Source organism: Dellaglioa sp. CoH-57-MRSF-18, assembly GCF_056781995.1.
In genome coordinates, this window is sequence record NZ_JBXAXX010000006.1 from 1 (window position 1) to 17,774 (window position 17,774).

Consider the following 17,774-nt stretch of genomic DNA (forward strand, 5'->3'; position numbering starts at 1 on the left):
TTGATTTGTCGAAAATTTGTTCAGTTTTCAAAGATCTACTTGGTTGCTTTTGACAACTTTTATATCATATCAACCACATCATGATTTGTCAAGAATTTTTTGAATAAATATTCATTTCTTCTTGCCGTATCAATCAGCTTTATTAATATACCATCTGGTATATCTCATGTCAACACTTTATTTGCGATATTCATTATCGCCTCAATAGCACTTATTAAATATATCAGCTTTCTTTTTCTTGGTCAAGTCTATTTATGTGAATATCTCTTAATATTACAAATAAATCGTAATTTCAGTCCCCTTATCATTCGAATCTTTCACACTAATCTCTCCACCCATTGATGTCACTAGTTCCTGCACAATAGCGAGGCCAAGCCCATTACCTTCTATTTGTTTATTTCTAGACGGATCTACTCTATAGAAACGTTCAAATATTCTTTTTTTGTCTTGATTTGAAATACCAATACCAGTATCTGATACTGCTATAAAAAATCTTGTCTTTATTTTGCCTACTTCAACTACCATACGCCCATTATCAACATTATATTTAACAGCGTTTTGCAATAAATTACCTAAGATAGTGGCTATCTTATTTTTATCAAACTTTACATAAAGATCTTTTGTTATTCTCTTGTCTACTATTAAATTTTTACTTTTAATAGTACTACTTAATAAATCTAACTCATAATTTATCATAGCATCTAAATTGAAACTCGAAATATTTTCTTTGGGTTTTTGCCCTTTTGCTAATTTTAATATCTCTTGAATTAATACTTCTAATTTTTCACTTTCGTCATAAATAATATTTAAAAATTTGTTAGTTGTACTTGAATCAACAGATTCTTCTAAAAGAGTTTCAGCAAATCCTTTAATTGCTGTTACTGGTGTTTTCAATTCATGACTCACATTTCCGACAAATTCATTTTGCATTTTCTCTAATAATTTCAGCTCAGTTATATCATATAAAATTACGATTACTTGAAATTCTACATTGTTATTTGCTATATAGACGACCGTTGCATCAACCACTCTGTTTGTATTGGCAATTTCAACTTCATCTCTTTGCTTATCTTGTGTTTTAATGGCTTTTTCAATTAGTCCACTCAATTTGTATGTTTTAATATCATCAATATATGAATGTTGCTTACTTTCTATCTGTTGGCCTAATAATTTAGAAATCATATCATTTACGACTAGTACTTGTCTTTTATGATCAATTTGCATAACCCCAACTGTCAAATGTTCAATTAATTTTAGATAGTTATTATTTTGTACCTGATAGTGAATATTTCTTTTCTTTTGATAACTTTCAACACGATTAATGGCTTTCGATAATTCAAAATTGGGACTATCTGTATCTAGTAATACATGATAAGAATCTCCTTTATTGACTAAACTATTCAATATATTAGCCATTAATTCGGACTCAGCACCTGCTTTAGATGCTATTTTATAAAGTATAGCTATTTCAATCAAACTCAACACACTTACTCCAATAATACTATTCTTACTAAAAAGTTTCCCGGATACATCCCATAGAAGTGTCATACTAAATGTTAAATTTAGCAACAAGATTAACGTCGTAATTATCCATTTTAGTTTTTGTTTCATTTATTCTCCTCAAACTTATAGCCAAATCCTCGAACTGTCTTTAAATATAGGGGGTTTTTAGCATCTACTTCTAATTTTTCGCGTAAATGGCTCACATGCATATCTATCATCCTTGTTTGCCCTTCATAATCGTATCCCCAAACACCGCTCAATAACTTTTCTCTACTTAGCACACGTCCTGTTCGTTTAATAAAATATACTAAAAGTTCGAACTCTTTTGGTGTTAATGCAACTTTTTCATCATTTTTATAAACTGAATAGTTAGAAAAATCAATTTTAAAATCTTTAAATTCTCTCACTTCATTATCAATTTGTTCATCCTTAGATGAGTCATGTTCAGTACGTCTCAAAATAGCCTTAATTCTTGCTATTACTTCTCTTGGACTAAACGGTTTAGTCATATAATCGTCTGCACCAATTTCTAAACCAATTATTTTATTCAATTCATCATCTTTAGCCGTTAAAATGATTATTGGCGTTTTTACTTTTTCTTGTCTTAATTTTTTTGTAACTTCGATACCATCGTAACCAGGCAGCATCAAATCGAGAATAATGAAATCAAAATTTTGTTCTGTTGCTTTTTTAAATGCACTAGGCCCATCTATTGCTACATGCACTTCATAGTTCGCATTTTCTAGATTATACGTTAACAGCGTAACAATTGCTGGTTCATCATCTACAACTAAAATTTTTTTCATTATTTATCCCCCTGATAACTAAATTTATTTAATTATGACTAACCCTATTTCATATGGTGAGTCTGAAAATATCGCACTTTCTGTTATTTTTGTATCTCCACTAAATGTCCTAATTTTTAATCGACAATACGTTGAGCTACTCTGTAATGCTTCATACAATTCGGTTTCGTTTCTAACTTCAATGCCATTACATTGAACGACCACATCACCAACCTCTACGTCCATCTTTGAAGCTGGCGTACCTGGGCGTACCCCTACAATTAATATTCCTTCATTGGATTCTGCAAACCATTTTTCTTGTTTATTATCATGGCGTTTGATCATATATTGGCTGATACAATACGCAACTAATAGAACAATTAATCCATATATCCCCATTATTGGTATAAATATAGCCATTATCGCTAAACCTGTCCCTATAAAAGCTAAATATAAGTATTGTTTTTTTATAAATTTGATAGCTACTCTTGGTATTTCTTTATAGATACGTAATGATAGCCCAACAATTAATGGTAAAATAATGATGTTAAATTCTGTACCTGCTATATGAATAATTGGCCACCAAGAGAGTACACTATGGAATTGATCACCCGGTGTTAGAATTACAAGTGGCACCAGATACAGATCCTTCATACTAAACGACGATATATTTCGCCCTCGTTTACCTGACTGTGTGTTCGGCGATAAGGGACTATTTCTGAATAAATACAGCGCACAAGCAGTTATAAATAAAATGACTGTCCCTATCAGTAGAATCCCTGTCGTAAATTCAACGTGAAATTCTTCATATTTAAATATTTCAAAATTACTTAATTGAGATTTAGTCATCCCATATACTAGTCCCGATATAATAAATAGCGGAAAGATAGCATCAAATACTGGGTATAGTAGTAGTCCTAAAATCATAAAAATAGCATAAATAACTACCCAGTTAATAGGCAACATAACACCTAGTCCAAATAGTAACATTGATCCAATAATACTAAAAATAAAGCCTACTTTTATTGCATGACGTCCCTCATAAAAATCACTATCGACAGCTGTTCTAAATGCTTGTCTCTCTTTTTTAATTCTTCGTGTATACATACCATAAATCAGTATAATTGCTAACCAAAGCGTTGGTTGCATGAAAAAGTTTCCAATAATTTTAAGCGTTACCATAAATGCACCTATTTTCTTTAATATATAGTACTCAAATTATATCATGCTTTGTCATGATTCAAAAAAGATAATCATAATAACAAAAAAGACTGAATTTTGCATTTAGCAAAATCAGTCTTTTAAAATTTAATTAAATTTTAAGGAAACGACGCATTGAAACGAACGATCCTAAAGCACCAATAATTATCCCGATTGACACTAATAATAAATCAATTTCTGCCAAGAAAGTTCCTGGTGTTAATAATTGATAACTAGTTGATGCCAACGAAACTTGTAAACCGTTATAAATCCAAATATAGCCAAAATCAACTAAAATAATTGGAATGATAGCACCTAAAAGCCCAGTCCATGCACCTTCAAGTAAAAACGGCCATCTGATAAATCCATTCGTCGCACCTACTAGACGCATAATTCCAATCTCATTTCTTCGAGATAAAATTGTGATTCTAATCGTGTTAGAAATTAAGAATACTGCAACAAAGAGGAGTAAAGCACTAATAATCATACCCCATTTTTGGATATTACCAACTACTTTAAATAGTTTTTTAGCAGATGTGCCCCCAAAACTAGCATCATTTACATAATCTAAACTTTTAGCACGTTTTGCAATTTGCTCAGTTTGTTTTGGTTTTTTAGTTTGAACATCAAATGTATCATATAGTGGATTATCATCCCCACCAAATAACTTAAATTCATTACCATAACTACCAACAACTTGTTGTAATTGCTCCTTTTTACTTGAAAAAGTAACTTTTTTAACTTCTGAATAACTTTCAAGTTTCTTTTTCAAATCAGCCTGTTGATTCTTTGTTGTCTTTCGTTCAACAAACACTCTGACTTGAACATCGTTCTCAACATCAGATGCTAATTTATTTACGTTCATTAAGATTGAAAGTAACACCCCAACCAAAATTAACGTTACAGTAACAGCACTAATAGCAGCAACAGACATCCATCCATTACGACGTAAACTCTTAATACTTTCACCAAAATGACGCCTAAACGTTCTCATTTTCATAACCGTATTTTCCTCCTTCTTCATCTCGGGCAATACGGCCATCTTCAATAGCCAACAAACGATGTGGATATTTGTTCACAATAATACTATTATGAGTTGCCATGATAACTGTTGTCCCTTGTTCATTAACTTTTTCTAAAATTGACATAATATCATCTGACGTTTCAGGGTCTAAATTCCCCGTTGGTTCATCAGCAATTAAGACTTCTGGTTTATTTGCAACTGCACGTGCAATCGCAATTCTTTGTTGTTCACCACCAGATAATTCTTCCGGAAATTTATCCGCCTTGTCAGACAAATCAACAAGATCTAGCACGTAATCAACACGTTCTTTAATTTCTGCAGGTTCTTTTTCAATAACTTCTAACGCGTATGCAATATTTTCAAAAATTGTTAAACGAGGTAATAATTTGAAATCTTGGAATACAATTCCTAAATCTCTTCGTAAAAATGGTACTTCTTTTGGTTTCATCGTTTCTAAATGAAAATCATTTACTGTGATTTCACCAGATGTTGCTTGTTCTTCATGGTACATCATTTTTATAAATGTCGACTTTCCGGCACCACTAGGTCCAACCACATATACGAATTCACCTTGGTCAATTCGAAGATTAATATCATTGCTTGCAATAATATCATCAGAATATTGTTTAAATACATTTTTAAATTCTATCAAACAGTGAATCCTCCTGTGTCTATTTTCATAACATTTTCATTATAGCATGATTATTTACCTTTATATTGCAGTAGTCTTACAATTAAGTTTCATTTTTTAACTTGGATTTTCATTTTTTAATTTCCACTGTAAATAAGCATTAATAAATCCATCTATATCACCGTCCATTACCGCTTGAACATTACCAGTCTCAAAATCGGAACGATGATCCTTAACCATTGAGTATGGGTGGAACACATATGATCGAATCTGCGACCCCCATCCAATATCCATTTGTTCACCTTGAATGGCAGCACGTTCTTTTTCTTTTGCTTCCATTTCAAGTTGATATAACTTAGATTTCATCATACTTTCAGCCGTTGCCCTATTTTGAAATTGTGACCGCTGCGCTTGGCTCGAAGTTACTATCCCTGTTGGAATATGAATTAATCTAACTGCTGAAGATGTTTTATTAATATGTTGTCCACCAGCTCCGGATGATCTAAATACTTCCATTCTGATATCATCTTGATTTAATTCTATTTCGACTGAATCATCCAACTCTGGCATCACATCAACAGATGCAAAAGACGTGTGGCGTCGACCAGCAGCATCAAAAGGTGAAATACGAACTAATCGATGCACCCCTTTTTCACTCTTAAGATAACCATACGCGTTTACTCCCTTAATAAGAAGCGTCACACTTTTCAATCCCGCTTCATCGCCAGATTGATAATCTACTGTTTCGACGATTAGCCCACTTTTTTCAGCCCATCTCGTATACATTCTAAGTAACATTAATCCCCAATCCTGAGATTCGGTACCTCCTGCACCTGGATGGATTTCTAAAATAGCATTTCTGCTATCATAAGGTTCATTCAATAATAATCGTAATTGATACTTGTCGAGTGCTTTTTTTGTCTCGTTAAACAAGTCATCAAATTCTATTAGCATATCATTATCATTTTCTTCTTGTAATAATTCAAGCATGACTTGTAATTCTGATACCTTACTCTCTAAATCATGAAACGCATCATATTTACCTTTTAATTGATTGTTTTCGTCAATAACTTTTTGTGCTTCTTCTTGGTGATTCCAAAAATCTGGGTTAGCCATTCGTTCTTCATTTTCAGAAATACGTTCATTCAGCGTCTCTAAGTCAAAGAGACCCCCTGAAGTTAGTTATTTTTTGTTCCATTTCATTAATTTGTTTCCTATAATCGCTTAATTCCATCAATTTTCTCCTTAATTTACTAAAAAGAGTCACCTTCAAACTCTATCGAATTCGGAAGTGACTCTTTAATAATGTTCTCTGATTAACTTTTTGATTAACGTTTAATATTTTGTCTGATTTCAGCTTTCATAAATAAACGTGTCACTTCAAATTCTATTGCTCCAACGACTTCTTCGAACATTCTAAATCCATCTGATTGGTATTCAACTAGAGGGTTTAATTGTCCGTAGCCACGTAGTCCAATAGACTGACGAAGTTGATCCATTGCATCAATATGCGCTGTCCATTTATCATCAACAACACGTAACACAACCACTTTTTCAAATTCAAGCATTTGTGCTGCATCAACTAATTGATCTTCTTTAATTTCATAGTTCTTTTCAGCGCGGTCGACCAAGTAGGCTTCGATTTGGTTAGCATCTTTACCTTCTAAATCTGCCAATGAGATACTGTCTTCATTAACCATTGAAGAGACAGCAAAATCTACAATAGCTTGTAAATTCCATTCATTTTGGTCACCTTGCGTGTGCATCTGAACAATATGATTAACAGTACGTTGTATCATAGGCATAATAACAGGTTTTAATGTTTTTTCTTCCATAATAATTTGTTGTCTCTGGTTATAAATAACCTCACGTTGTTCACGCATAACATCATCATATTGTAAAACATTTTTACGTGTATCATAGTTATTACCTTCGACACGTTTTTGTGCTGATTCAACTTGTTTTGTAATCATACGACTTTGGATAACAGCGTCATCTTCAGTAATGTTCATACGTTCTAAGAAGCTCTTAATACGTTCTGAACCGAATCGTAACATCAAATCATCTTCCAAAGAAAGATAGAATTGTGTCATCCCATCATCCCCTTGACGGCCAGCACGGCCACGAAGTTGATTATCAATACGACGAGATTCATGGCGTTCTGTACCAATAACAGCTAATCCACCAATTTCTTTAACGCCAGGGCCTAATTTAATATCAGTTCCACGTCCGGCCATATTCGTAGCTATGGTAACAGCACCACGTTGTCCAGCATTTAAAATGATTTCAGCTTCACGTTCATGATTTTTAGCATTTAAGACAGCATGTGGAATTTCAGCATCATCTAACATTTGTGCCAATAATTCTGACGTTTCAACTGCTACAGTACCAATCAACATAGGTTGACCAGCTTCATGGCGTTCTTTGATATCAGCAATGACAGCTTTAAATTTGCTATTTAAAGATGGATACAATAAATCTGCTTTATCATCACGAATAATAGGTTTATTCGTTGGAATTTGAACAACTTCCATATTATAAATTTCACGGAATTCTTCTTCTTCAGTTTTAGCAGTACCCGTCATACCAGATAATTTCTTGTACATTCTAAAGAAATTTTGGTAAGTGATGTTAGCCATTGTTTTAGTTTCGTCTTCAATTTCAACATGTTCTTTAGCCTCGATAGCTTGATGAACACCATCAGAATAACGACGACCTTCCATAATACGACCAGTAAATTGATCAACAATCATAACTTCACCATCTTGTACAACATAATCTTTATCACGTAGCATAACAAAATTAGCCCGTAATGCATTATCCAAATGATGAGTCAAAATTGTATTATCTGTATCATATAAATTATCTAGTCCAAAATATTTTTCACCTTTACGAATTCCTTCTTCGGTTAATGAAATTGATTTTGATTCAAGATCAATTTTATAGTCTTCTTCTTCAGTTAACGTTTTAACAAAACGATCTGCACGAACATACATGGCAGTCGTCTTTTCAGCTTGACCAGAAATAATCAACGGTGTTCTAGCTTCATCAATCAAAATTGAATCAACTTCATCGACGATAACATAGTTTAAAGGTCTTTGAACCATATCTTCACGATAAACAACCATGTTATCACGTAAGTAATCAAAGCCTAATTCACTATTTGTTGAATAGGTAATATCAGCTGCGTAGGCTTCGCGCTTTTCTTCAGCTGTTTTTTCGTTAATATTCAATCCGACAGTTAAACCTAACCATGAATATAATTCGCCCATTTCTGTTGCATCACGGCTTGATAAATATTCATTAACAGTAACAACATGAACACCTAGACCTGAAATTGCATTTAAATAAACGGGCATAGTAGCTGTTAAAGTTTTACCTTCACCAGTTTTCATCTCCGCAATATCACCATTATTTAAAACCATTCCACCAATCATTTGCACACGGAATGGGTATAGTCCTAACACACGTTTTGCGGCTTCTCGTACCACTGCAAATGCTTCTGGTAAAAGATCATCAAGCGTTTCACCTTCTTGATATCTTGCTTTAAAAGCAGGTGTTTTAGCTTTTAGTTCATCATCAGATAATAAAGCCATCTCGTCGGCCATATTTTCAATATTATCGGCTATTTTGCCTAGTTTTCTTAATTCACGATTATCACTTTCAACCCATTGTCTTAATACATTTGCCATTTAGCTTTTCCCCTTATATATCAAACACATTTATTGAATTATTTTTAATTATAATATCATTTTTTATAGTATCACTAAATCAATAAATTTTAAACTAAAATAACAAAAAAGCCCTGAGTAGTTAACTTACTCAACAGGCTTTTCAAGGTTAGTTTAATCTTCAGCTTCAATTAAACCATAGCGACCATCTTTACGTTTGTAAACAATGTTAATACCCTCTGTATCAGCATCTTCGTAAATAAAGAAGTTATGGCTCAACATATCCATTTGTAAAATAGCTTCTTCACTATTCATTGGTTTTAAAGAAACATGCTTTGTCCGAACAACATCAAATTTGCTTACTTCATCAATAGAATCTGATTCTTCATCAGCAATTTCATTACGAATTTCAATATCTTTAATTCCCTTGCCTCTTGATTGGCGATTAATTTTAGTTTTATATTTGCGAATTTGACGTTCTAATTTATCAGTCACAAGATCAACACTTGAAAGTAAATCTTGTGATGTTTCTTCAGCTCGAAGGACGAGAGAAGGCATCGGAACTGTCACTTCAACTTTGGCCGTTTTATCTGAATAAACTTTTAAATTAACATGGGCCGTTGAATTAGATGTATCAGTAAAGTATTTTTCTAATTTAAATAATTTCTTTTCAACATAATCTCTAGTAACATCTGTAACTTCAACATTTTCACCGCGAATATTGTATTTTAACATAATAAACTCTCCCTTCAATCTACAGCAGGTAACGAAACTATTAATTACCTTACCGCTTGATTTAATTATAAGCGAATAGACTTAAATTTACAAATGATATCCCTTAACAAATCTATTTAAAACGCCATTGTAATCGTTAACAGTCATTTTAACTTTTGCTTAAATATATCATACTAATTTATTTAAAAATTGTACCTATTGTTCATTATCTTGCAAGGGTAATACTCTTAATGCTTTTAGCATTTTGTGCTAACAAAATATGGGCATAAAATAGTGTTCGGCCGGTAGTATAAATATCATCCACAATCAAAACAACTTTATCCGATAAATCTGGGCAATCTGGACTAAGTTCAAACGGTTGAATTAATTCAAGCCTTTGTTGCCTATTTTTATGCGATTGTTTTTCTTTAACCGTATTATTTCGCACTAAAAAATGATCATGCTTAATATCTAAAAGACCACAGACTTGATTAAATCCTCGATTATTTAACGTTTCAGAATCAACAGGTATCACCACGAGGTAATCAAAATCAATTGTTTCTATTTTGTGCTTTAATTGTACTTGAAAAATAGTTCTCAGCTGATAATCACCATTAAACTTATAATTTTTAATGATATCTTTCATAAAATCATTATAAATGTACAACGCTTGATTCTGAAAATTTAAATTAGGATAAATAAGTTGCCATTTCTTACAATCCGCACATAATTGTGGCCTATTTTGTTCTCGACCGCATCCTCTACAGGCTAACTGAGTATTAATCAATCGTAACTGCTCCTGGCATCTCTTACAAACTATCTTTTTTTCATAAGGTTTAGTCGATAATATAAATGCTAGCGTTAATTTTTGACTAAATGTATTATGACAAATCTGACAGTTTCTCATATCTTTAATTTCCTTGCTTTACGATTCATCGTTTTTATTTGTCCAACTGCCTTTTTTATTGAAATCGTGTAGTCACAACATAAAAAGATAACGTCACCAAACGGACGATTGACATTACGTCCCACTCTGCCAGCAATCTGAACTAACGCTGCCGTTGAAAAAGTTTTATCATCTGCACCCAGAACAAAAACATCCAGATTAGCAAATGTCACACCACGTTCTAAAATTGTTGTTGTGATTAGATACCGTAGTTCGCCTGTTCTAATTGCCTTAACTTTATCTAGTCTATCTGGATCTTCAGAATAAACAGTGTCCCCCTTTAAATTAGGAAACTTCTTTTTAAATGCTTCCATTACTGGTTCCAATAACCAAATTTTCGGCACAAAAATTAAAAATGGATCCTTACGTTTTAGCCACTCTGTCATTTTCAGTGTTAATTTTTTGGGTAAACGTCCTTTTTTTAAATTCTTTTCCCACGCTTTTTCAAATTTAATTTTAATTTCAGGCAATAATTGACCATGAAAGCGTATTGGTAAATAACTAACCGTTAATTGTTTTAAGCGAACCTCCTTTAACAGATCCTCACTTGGGGTTGCCGTTAAAAATAAACTTGCCCCTTTTTGTTTAGTTGCTTGTGTTGTTGCTTGAAGCAGTAATTGATTCTGTGCATATGGAAAGGCATCTACCTCATCAACTATCATAACGTCAAACGCTTTATGAAATCTTAACAATTGATGTGTTGTACAGATGACTAGTTGGGTATAACGGTATGGTTCCGTTGTCTTTCCGTGCAGCAAACAAATATCAATATTTTGAAATGCTGCCTGCAATCTCGGAAATAATTCAATACAAACATCGACCCGTGGTGATGCTAAACAGATGCGCTTACCATCCATAATAGCAGCTTCAATACCTTTGAATAGCATTTCTGTTTTACCAGCGCCGGTTACCGCCCACAGTAAATGCCGGGCACCCGAATTTTTAAAAATTTGTTTCACTTCATTAGCACATATTTCTTGGCTAGTCGTTAATTCTCCATTCCACGTCAATGGACTCCCTTTTTGAGTTGAAAACAAGTTGGGTTCAGGTATAGTATAAAGTGTAGTCGTAGTTGAAATACGTCCTAATATCATACAGTATGAACAATAGTACCGGTCACCTTGTAATTTATTTTCCTTTAAATTAAGTTGTGAAAGGCATCTGCGACAGATTAATTGTTTATCTTCAATACTAATTCCTGGGTACGACGTAAGTTCATCTAAATTAATAGTTTCGTCAATTTCTGAATCAGTTATTAAACGACCATACAAACTTGAAAGTGTCATTCTCCTCAATCCCTTCAATAAGTTTAAATACGCAAAGGAACCTTAATTATGTCAAAAAATTATTTAACAATTAAAGAATCTGGTTTAGCCACATTAATTGAAAAGAAGTCTTCCTTCATTTGTCGTGTCACTCGAATCGCGACAGAATCTGATGCAGTTGCTTTTATTGAATCAGTCAAGAAATTAGAACCTAAAGCAAGACATCACTGTTTTGCATACACATTTGGTACTGAGTCTGAAATCCAACGTCAAAGCGATGATGGTGAACCCTCTGGAACGGCTGGTGTTCCCATTCTAGAAGTTATTAAAAAAAATCAGCTTAAAAATATTTGTATCGTTGTTAGTCGAAAGTTTGGTGGTATTAAGCTAGGTGCTGGTGGTTTAATCCGTGCTTATAGTAATGCTGCTTCGCAGACGATTGAACAAATTGGTATCGTTGAACGTATTTTACAAACCGAACTTATTTGCCAAATTGCTTACCAAAATGTTGGAAAACTTGAAAATTATCTTGAAAAAAATTCAATTATAATCCAACACACAACCTATCTTGAAACAGTAGAAATAACTTTAGCAGTTGATAAAAATTTGATATTAACCTTACAAGATCAACTAATCAACCTACTCAATAACCAAATAACTTTTAAATTAGGCCAAGATTTATATAATGAAATTCAAGTTAAGTAAAAAGGATGCCCAATTACTGGACATCCTTTTTACTATCTATTTTTTTGAAGTCATCGTTTTAACAATTCTTTTAATCCAATTTAGCAGTGGCTTTCGTTTAGATCCAACTAATCCGATGGACTCTACGAATAGTTCTAGTCCCACTAATGTCGCAACTGACATTAGTATTGAACCCCAAATTGATGATATTGGATAAAGTAATGAAATAAATGAAAAAATTAACGCAATGCCATATATAACTAATACTGTCTGTCGATGCGTTAACCCCATTTGCATCAAACGATGATGTAAATGATGTTTGTCTGCTTGAGAGATAGGCTTTTTATTTAAAATCCGGCGTAACATTGCATAAACAGTATCCGTAATTGGTACACCCAATATTAAAACAGGCACAATAATAGAAATAAAAGTTGCATTTTTAAGTCCAGATAAAGAGAATACTGAAATCATAAATCCAATAAATAACGCGCCTGTATCCCCTAAGTAGATTCTAGCTGGAAAGAAATTATATGGCAAAAATCCAATCAGAGCAGCAACCAGCGTAAACATCATAATTGCAATATAACTATTTGTATTAACTAAAAAGAAATAGCCTACCAAACCACTTGTAAATAAATCAATAATGGAAACCCCAGTTGCTAAGCCATCTAATCCGTCTATTAAATTAATAGCATTTGTAATAGCTAAAATCCAAATAATTGTAATAGGGAAACTCATCCATCCTAAATTAATAATACCAAAATAAGGTAAAGTGAATGTCGTCATTCGCATATTTGAAAAAAAGTAGACGATCAAGGCGGCAACTGTGATGCCAAACATCTTTTGGCGTGGTTTTAATTCAAACTTATCATCTAAAACACCGGTGATAATAATTACCAATTCAGCAACAAACAGTGTCACTAACATTTTTATTGGATATTGATTTTTTAAAATAAAAAAATTCGTAAAGTTAAAAGCTATAAAAATGGCTAATCCACCCATTGTAGGCATTGAAACCTTATTTACTCGTCTATTATTTGGAACATCGACTGCTCCAATTTTAATTGAAAATAGTCTAATAACGGGAGTTAGCAACGCGGAGATAAGCGCTGTTGCGAAAAATGCTACGATAATTGGAAACATTTTGATATCTCTCCTTAAAAATATTCTGTCATAGTAGTCTTAACTATACCACGTTGTTAAATAAATACAAAAAAAGTATCAATTAAATTTAATTGATACTTTTCAATGTTTATTTTTTCAAATGATAATTATATGTTGCAACAATAATATTCTCGCGAGAATTTAAGACCGTTCTCAATCTTAAACTCGTTTGATTATGAAGAATATTTTGCCATGGTTTTCTTGGAACAAACTGTGGTACTAAGACTGTCGTTGTGAAGTTACGAGCAGCGGCATTCTTAGCAATAACATCTGTAAATTTCACAACAGGTGAAGCAATTGAACGATATGACGAATGTAAATCAACAAAACGAACACCAGGGAAACGTTCTTTAAATTCACGTTCCGTTTCATGTTCTTTTTCCGGATTTGTATCGAAAGAAACGTGCATTGCAATTACGTAGTCACCAATTGAACGTGCATAATTAATTGCACCCGTTGTAACATGCGTTACAGAACTAACTAACACGATAACTGTGGAGCCATCGTAATCATGAATTTCTGCTTCTTCTGTTAAACGTAATTGTTCGGCAACTTTATTGTAATGATCATTTATTTTATAGAATATAATATACATAACTGGCATGATAATAAAGAATGGCCATACTGTTGATAAGCGATATCTAAAGAGAATCAACAAAATACTAAATGAGATAAAGGCCCCTAAGAAATTGTAAAAGGCTTTCATAATCCAACCTTTTGGGCGATCATGATACCATTTTACAATCATCCCTGTCTGAGACAACGTAAACGGAATAAACACACCTACCGCATATAATGGAATTAATAATGACGTTGATCCATTAAATATAAATGTTAAAATAATTGATCCGGCCGCTAACGTGATAATTCCGTTAGAGTAGCCTAATCGATCACCTTTATCCATATACAAATGAGGCATAAATTTATCTTTAGCTAAATTAAACGCTAAAATTGGAAATGCCGAGAAACCTGTATTTGCAGCTAATACTAAAATCAATACTGTTGAAAATTGGAAAACGTAATACAAAATACCTTGTCCAAATGTTGTTTGTGCAATTTGTGAAAGAACAGTTACTTTTTCAGTAGGAATAATGCCATACCAATAGTTTAAGAATGTTATTCCACCAAAGAAGACTGCCAAAAGCGTCGCCATAATTGTTAAAGTAGCAGCAGCATTTTTAGCATGTGGTTTTTTGAAGAAAGGCACTGCATTACTAATTGCTTCAACACCAGTTAATGAAGATGATCCCGATGAGAATGCTTTCAAAAGTAAGGCTAGTGTAATTCCAGGAACGGCCGTACCCACAGCAGCTGTTGCGTGGTAAGGTACTTGACCTGTCATAATATTATAACCACCAACTAGTAACATCAATATAATCATAACCACGAAAAGATAAACAGGAATAGTTAAGAATGAAGCTGATTCCCGCAAGCCTCGTAAGTTCATTGCCATTACCAAAATAATAATAACCACTGAGATTGCTACTTGATGTCCATATAACGAAGGTACCGCAGAAATCAATGCCTCAGTCCCTGCGGAAACACTAACCGCTACTGTCAACATATAATCAATTAAAAGCGATCCACCAGAAATTAATCCAGCATTTTTACCTAAGTTTTTACTTGAGACAACATACGCGCCTCCACCCTTAGGATAAGCATGGATAATTTGGCGATACGAAATTGTAATTGAAGCCAATAAAACTAAGACTAACAATGCAATTGGTAATGAATACCAGATTGCCATTGCTGAAAAGCCCACTAAAACGGTAACAATTTGTTCCGTACCATACGCCACAGATGAGAGTGCATCTGACGATAAGAGCGCTAATGCCTTAAATTTTGATAATTGTTGATCTCCTTCTTCAGAAGATTTTAATGGCTTCCCAATTAAAAGTCTCTTTAAATAACGACGCATTTCTCTTTACCCCTTATGTTCTATATTTAAAAATCCATTCATAAATGATGCCAAAACAGCGCATTTATTTTACTGAATAGTTATTTTAATTACTAATTTCTATTCACCGAATTCACTCTATTTTACTCGTTTATTTTTAAATATACAATACTGCAAACAAACTTTATTTTCAGCATAAAAAAAGAGCTACTAATCCCAGAATAACACGGATTAATAGCTCTTAAATTTTCATCATTTTTTATGACAAATGGGTTACATCATACCGCCCATACCACCAGGCATTTGTTGTGGATCAGCTGCAGATACTGGTTCTGGTTTATCTGCAACAACTGCTTCAGTTGTTAATAATAAGGCTGAGACACTAGCTGCATTTTGCAATGCTGAGCGTGTCACTTTAGTTGGATCAACAATCCCAACTTCAATCATATCTTGCCATTCATTTGTTGCTGCGTTAAAACCAATACCAGGTTTTTCTGATTTTAGTTTTTCAACAATAACTGAACCCTCAAGTCCAGCATTCTTTGCAATTTGGCGTACTGGTTCTTCCAAAGCACGTTGAACAATCTTGATACCCGTTAATTCATCGCCAACTGCTTCAAGTGCAGCAACTTTACTAATAACGTTAACAAATGCAGTACCACCACCGGCAACGAATCCTTCTTCGACAGCAGCGCGTGTCGCATTCAAAGCATCTTCAATACGGTATTTGCGTTCTTTTAATTCTGTTTCAGTTGCAGCACCAACTTTGATGACAGCAACCCCACCAGATAATTTTGCCAAACGTTCTTGTAATTTTTCACGATCAAATTCAGACGTCGTTTCATCGATTTGTTTTTTAATCAAACCAACACGTTCTGTAATTTTAGCTTTATCACCAGAACCTTCAACAATAACTGTGTTTTCTTTTGTAATATTAACTTTACCAGCTGAACCTAATTGTTCAATTGTTGTATCCTTCAATTGTAAACCAAGTTCATCAGTAATCACTGTTGCACCAGTAACGATGGCAATATCTTCAAGCATCGCTTTACGACGATCACCAAATCCAGGTGCTTTGACTGCAACAACGTTAAATGTACCACGAATTTTATTCAATACTAATGTTGGTAAAGCTTCCCCATCAACATCATCGGCGATGATTAACAATGGGCGACCTTGTTCCACAATAGATTGTAATAATGGTAAGACTTCTTGAATATTAGAAATTTTCTTATCCGTTACTAAAATATATGGTGTCTCTAAGTTAGCTTCCATTTTATCGTTATCAGTTACCATATATTGTGACAAGTAACCTCGATCAAATTGCATCCCTTCAACGACATCTAATGATGTATCGATGCTTTTTGATTCTTCAATTGTAATAACGCCATCATTACCAACTTTTTCCATAGCGTCAGCAATTAAAGCACCAATTTCTTCATTAGCTGAAGATACAGAAGCAATTTGAGCAATATCTTCTTTTGTTTCAACTTTGTGTGATAATTCATGTAATTCAGCAACGGCTGCTTTTGTAGCAGTTTCGATACCACGACGAATCCCAACAGGGTTAGCACCTGCTGTCACATTCTTCATACCTTCAGTGACGATAGCTTGTGTTAAAACAGTAGCAGTTGTCGTTCCATCACCAGCTATATCATTCGTTTTTGAAGCAACTTCTGATACTAATTTAGCACCCATATTTTCAAAATGGTCTTCTAATTCAATCGCACGAGCAATTGTTACACCATCATTTGTAATAATTGGTGAGCCATATGATTCTTCTAAAACAACATTACGGCCTTTTGGTCCTAAAGTTGATTTAACGGTATTGGCTAATTGGTCAACACCTCTAAGCATTGCTGAACGAGCATCTTCAGAAAATTTTAATTCCTTTGACATAATTAATCCACCTCATCTTTAATTTAAATTTATATTAGTCTACTGTTGCAACGATATCTTTTTCATGAACAATTAAGTAGTCTTTACCTTCGAATGAAACTTCTGAGCCAGCATACTTATCAAATAAAACGGTCTCTCCAACGTTAACAGCAACAGCAATTTTTTCACCGTTATCCATCGTACGGCCATCACCAACTGCAACAATTTTTCCTGTTTGTGGTTTTTCTTGTACGTTACTTGCTAAGACGATCCCGCCTACTGTTGTTTCTTCTTCTTTTGTTACTTCTAAAATAACACGATCTGCTAATGGTTTTAACACGTTCTATCCCTCCAACACTTTTATTTAGCACTCTATCTTCCTAAGTGCTAATCACAAAATTAACTATAATCA

At 33.5% G+C, this 17,774-nt stretch carries 15 protein-coding genes; 1 reads left to right on the forward strand and 14 read right to left on the reverse strand.

Annotation, left to right across the window (positions count from 1 at the left end):
* Positions 1-273: 273 nt before the first annotated feature.
* The 10 genes from AC1RPG_RS06525 to AC1RPG_RS06570 all read right to left on the reverse strand — a co-directional run bounded on the left by AC1RPG_RS06525 (position 274) and on the right by AC1RPG_RS06570 (position 11,760).
* Positions 274-1,416 (reverse strand): sensor histidine kinase, encoded by a 1,143-nt coding sequence (locus AC1RPG_RS06525; RefSeq protein ID WP_481762412.1) that lies wholly within the window; start codon positions 1,414-1,416, stop codon positions 274-276.
* A 191-nt stretch (positions 1,417-1,607) separates the two neighbouring features.
* Positions 1,608-2,309 carry a response regulator transcription factor gene (locus AC1RPG_RS06530; RefSeq protein ID WP_481761964.1) on the reverse strand — a complete coding sequence of 234 codons (702 nt, stop codon included), beginning with the start codon at positions 2,307-2,309 and terminating at the stop codon, positions 1,608-1,610.
* Between the two features lie 24 nt (positions 2,310-2,333).
* Positions 2,334-3,470: a PDZ domain-containing protein gene (locus AC1RPG_RS06535; protein ID WP_481761963.1), complete on the reverse strand. Its 1,137-nt coding sequence runs from the start codon at positions 3,468-3,470 to the stop codon at positions 2,334-2,336.
* 130 nt (positions 3,471-3,600) lie between these two features.
* Entirely contained in the window at positions 3,601-4,488 is an 888-nt protein-coding gene (gene ftsX, locus AC1RPG_RS06540; protein WP_481761962.1) for a permease-like cell division protein FtsX, read from the reverse strand.
* On the reverse strand, positions 4,469-5,164 hold the full coding sequence (ftsE, locus tag AC1RPG_RS06545) for a cell division ATP-binding protein FtsE (RefSeq protein WP_481761961.1): 696 nt from the start codon (positions 5,162-5,164) through the stop codon (positions 4,469-4,471). Before ftsE ends, ftsX begins: the two co-directional genes overlap by 20 nt.
* A gap of 96 nt (positions 5,165-5,260) precedes the next feature.
* Positions 5,261-6,377 (reverse strand): peptide chain release factor 2 gene (prfB, locus tag AC1RPG_RS06550; protein ID WP_481761960.1). Its coding sequence is split into 2 segments (ribosomal slippage): positions 5,261-6,304 and positions 6,306-6,377, totalling 1,116 coding nucleotides; the frame shifts between segments, so codons are not numbered across the junction.
* 94 nt (positions 6,378-6,471) lie between these two features.
* Positions 6,472-8,835, reverse strand: a complete 2,364-nt coding sequence (secA, locus tag AC1RPG_RS06555) for a preprotein translocase subunit SecA (RefSeq protein WP_481761959.1) — start codon at positions 8,833-8,835, stop codon at positions 6,472-6,474.
* 153 nt (positions 8,836-8,988) lie between these two features.
* Positions 8,989-9,549 (reverse strand): ribosome hibernation-promoting factor, HPF/YfiA family, encoded by a 561-nt coding sequence (gene hpf, locus AC1RPG_RS06560; protein ID WP_409021489.1) that lies wholly within the window; start codon positions 9,547-9,549, stop codon positions 8,989-8,991.
* A 205-nt stretch (positions 9,550-9,754) separates the two neighbouring features.
* Positions 9,755-10,315 (reverse strand): ComF family protein, encoded by a 561-nt coding sequence (locus tag AC1RPG_RS06565; RefSeq protein ID WP_481761958.1) that lies wholly within the window; start codon positions 10,313-10,315, stop codon positions 9,755-9,757.
* A 116-nt stretch (positions 10,316-10,431) separates the two neighbouring features.
* Positions 10,432-11,760, reverse strand: coding sequence for an ATP-dependent helicase ComFA (locus tag AC1RPG_RS06570; protein WP_481761957.1), 1,329 nt, complete (start codon positions 11,758-11,760; stop codon positions 10,432-10,434).
* 48 nt (positions 11,761-11,808) lie between these two features.
* Between AC1RPG_RS06570 and AC1RPG_RS06575 the strand changes: the two genes are divergently transcribed.
* Positions 11,809-12,444, forward strand: coding sequence for a YigZ family protein (locus AC1RPG_RS06575; RefSeq protein WP_481761956.1), 636 nt, complete (start codon positions 11,809-11,811; stop codon positions 12,442-12,444).
* Positions 12,445-12,480: 36 nt separating this feature from the next.
* Here the strand turns inward: AC1RPG_RS06575 and AC1RPG_RS06580 are convergent, their stop codons facing one another.
* From AC1RPG_RS06580 to groES, 4 genes are all read right to left on the reverse strand, one after another.
* Positions 12,481-13,566, reverse strand: a complete 1,086-nt coding sequence (locus tag AC1RPG_RS06580) for a glycosyltransferase family 4 protein (protein ID WP_481761955.1) — start codon at positions 13,564-13,566, stop codon at positions 12,481-12,483.
* A gap of 109 nt (positions 13,567-13,675) precedes the next feature.
* Positions 13,676-15,505, reverse strand: coding sequence for an APC family permease (locus AC1RPG_RS06585; RefSeq protein ID WP_481761954.1), 1,830 nt, complete (start codon positions 15,503-15,505; stop codon positions 13,676-13,678).
* A 252-nt stretch (positions 15,506-15,757) separates the two neighbouring features.
* On the reverse strand, positions 15,758-17,383 hold the full coding sequence (groL, locus tag AC1RPG_RS06590; protein ID WP_481761953.1) for a chaperonin GroEL: 1,626 nt from the start codon (positions 17,381-17,383) through the stop codon (positions 15,758-15,760).
* Between the two features lie 34 nt (positions 17,384-17,417).
* Positions 17,418-17,702, reverse strand: coding sequence for a co-chaperone GroES (groES, locus tag AC1RPG_RS06595; RefSeq protein ID WP_481761952.1), 285 nt, complete (start codon positions 17,700-17,702; stop codon positions 17,418-17,420).
* Positions 17,703-17,774 lie beyond the last annotated feature (72 nt).

Excerpts from the sequence above, each read along its gene's own strand:
- AC1RPG_RS06525 (WP_481762412.1), bottom strand. The coding sequence starts at position 1,416 with ATGGCTAATATATTGAATAGTTTAGTCAATAAAGGAGATTCTTATCAT.
- AC1RPG_RS06530 (WP_481761964.1), bottom strand. The coding sequence starts at position 2,309 with ATGAAAAAAATTTTAGTTGTAGATGATGAACCAGCAATTGTTACGCTG.
- AC1RPG_RS06535 (WP_481761963.1), bottom strand. The coding sequence starts at position 3,470 with ATGGTAACGCTTAAAATTATTGGAAACTTTTTCATGCAACCAACGCTT.
- ftsX (WP_481761962.1), bottom strand. The coding sequence starts at position 4,488 with ATGAAAATGAGAACGTTTAGGCGTCATTTTGGTGAAAGTATTAAGAGT.
- secA (WP_481761959.1), bottom strand. The coding sequence starts at position 8,835 with ATGGCAAATGTATTAAGACAATGGGTTGAAAGTGATAATCGTGAATTA.
- hpf (WP_409021489.1), bottom strand. The coding sequence starts at position 9,549 with ATGTTAAAATACAATATTCGCGGTGAAAATGTTGAAGTTACAGATGTT.
- AC1RPG_RS06570 (WP_481761957.1), bottom strand. The coding sequence starts at position 11,760 with ATGACACTTTCAAGTTTGTATGGTCGTTTAATAACTGATTCAGAAATT.
- AC1RPG_RS06575 (WP_481761956.1), top strand. The coding sequence starts at position 11,809 with ATGTCAAAAAATTATTTAACAATTAAAGAATCTGGTTTAGCCACATTA.
- AC1RPG_RS06580 (WP_481761955.1), bottom strand. The coding sequence starts at position 13,566 with ATGTTTCCAATTATCGTAGCATTTTTCGCAACAGCGCTTATCTCCGCG.
- AC1RPG_RS06585 (WP_481761954.1), bottom strand. The coding sequence starts at position 15,505 with ATGCGTCGTTATTTAAAGAGACTTTTAATTGGGAAGCCATTAAAATCT.
- groL (WP_481761953.1), bottom strand. The coding sequence starts at position 17,383 with ATGTCAAAGGAATTAAAATTTTCTGAAGATGCTCGTTCAGCAATGCTT.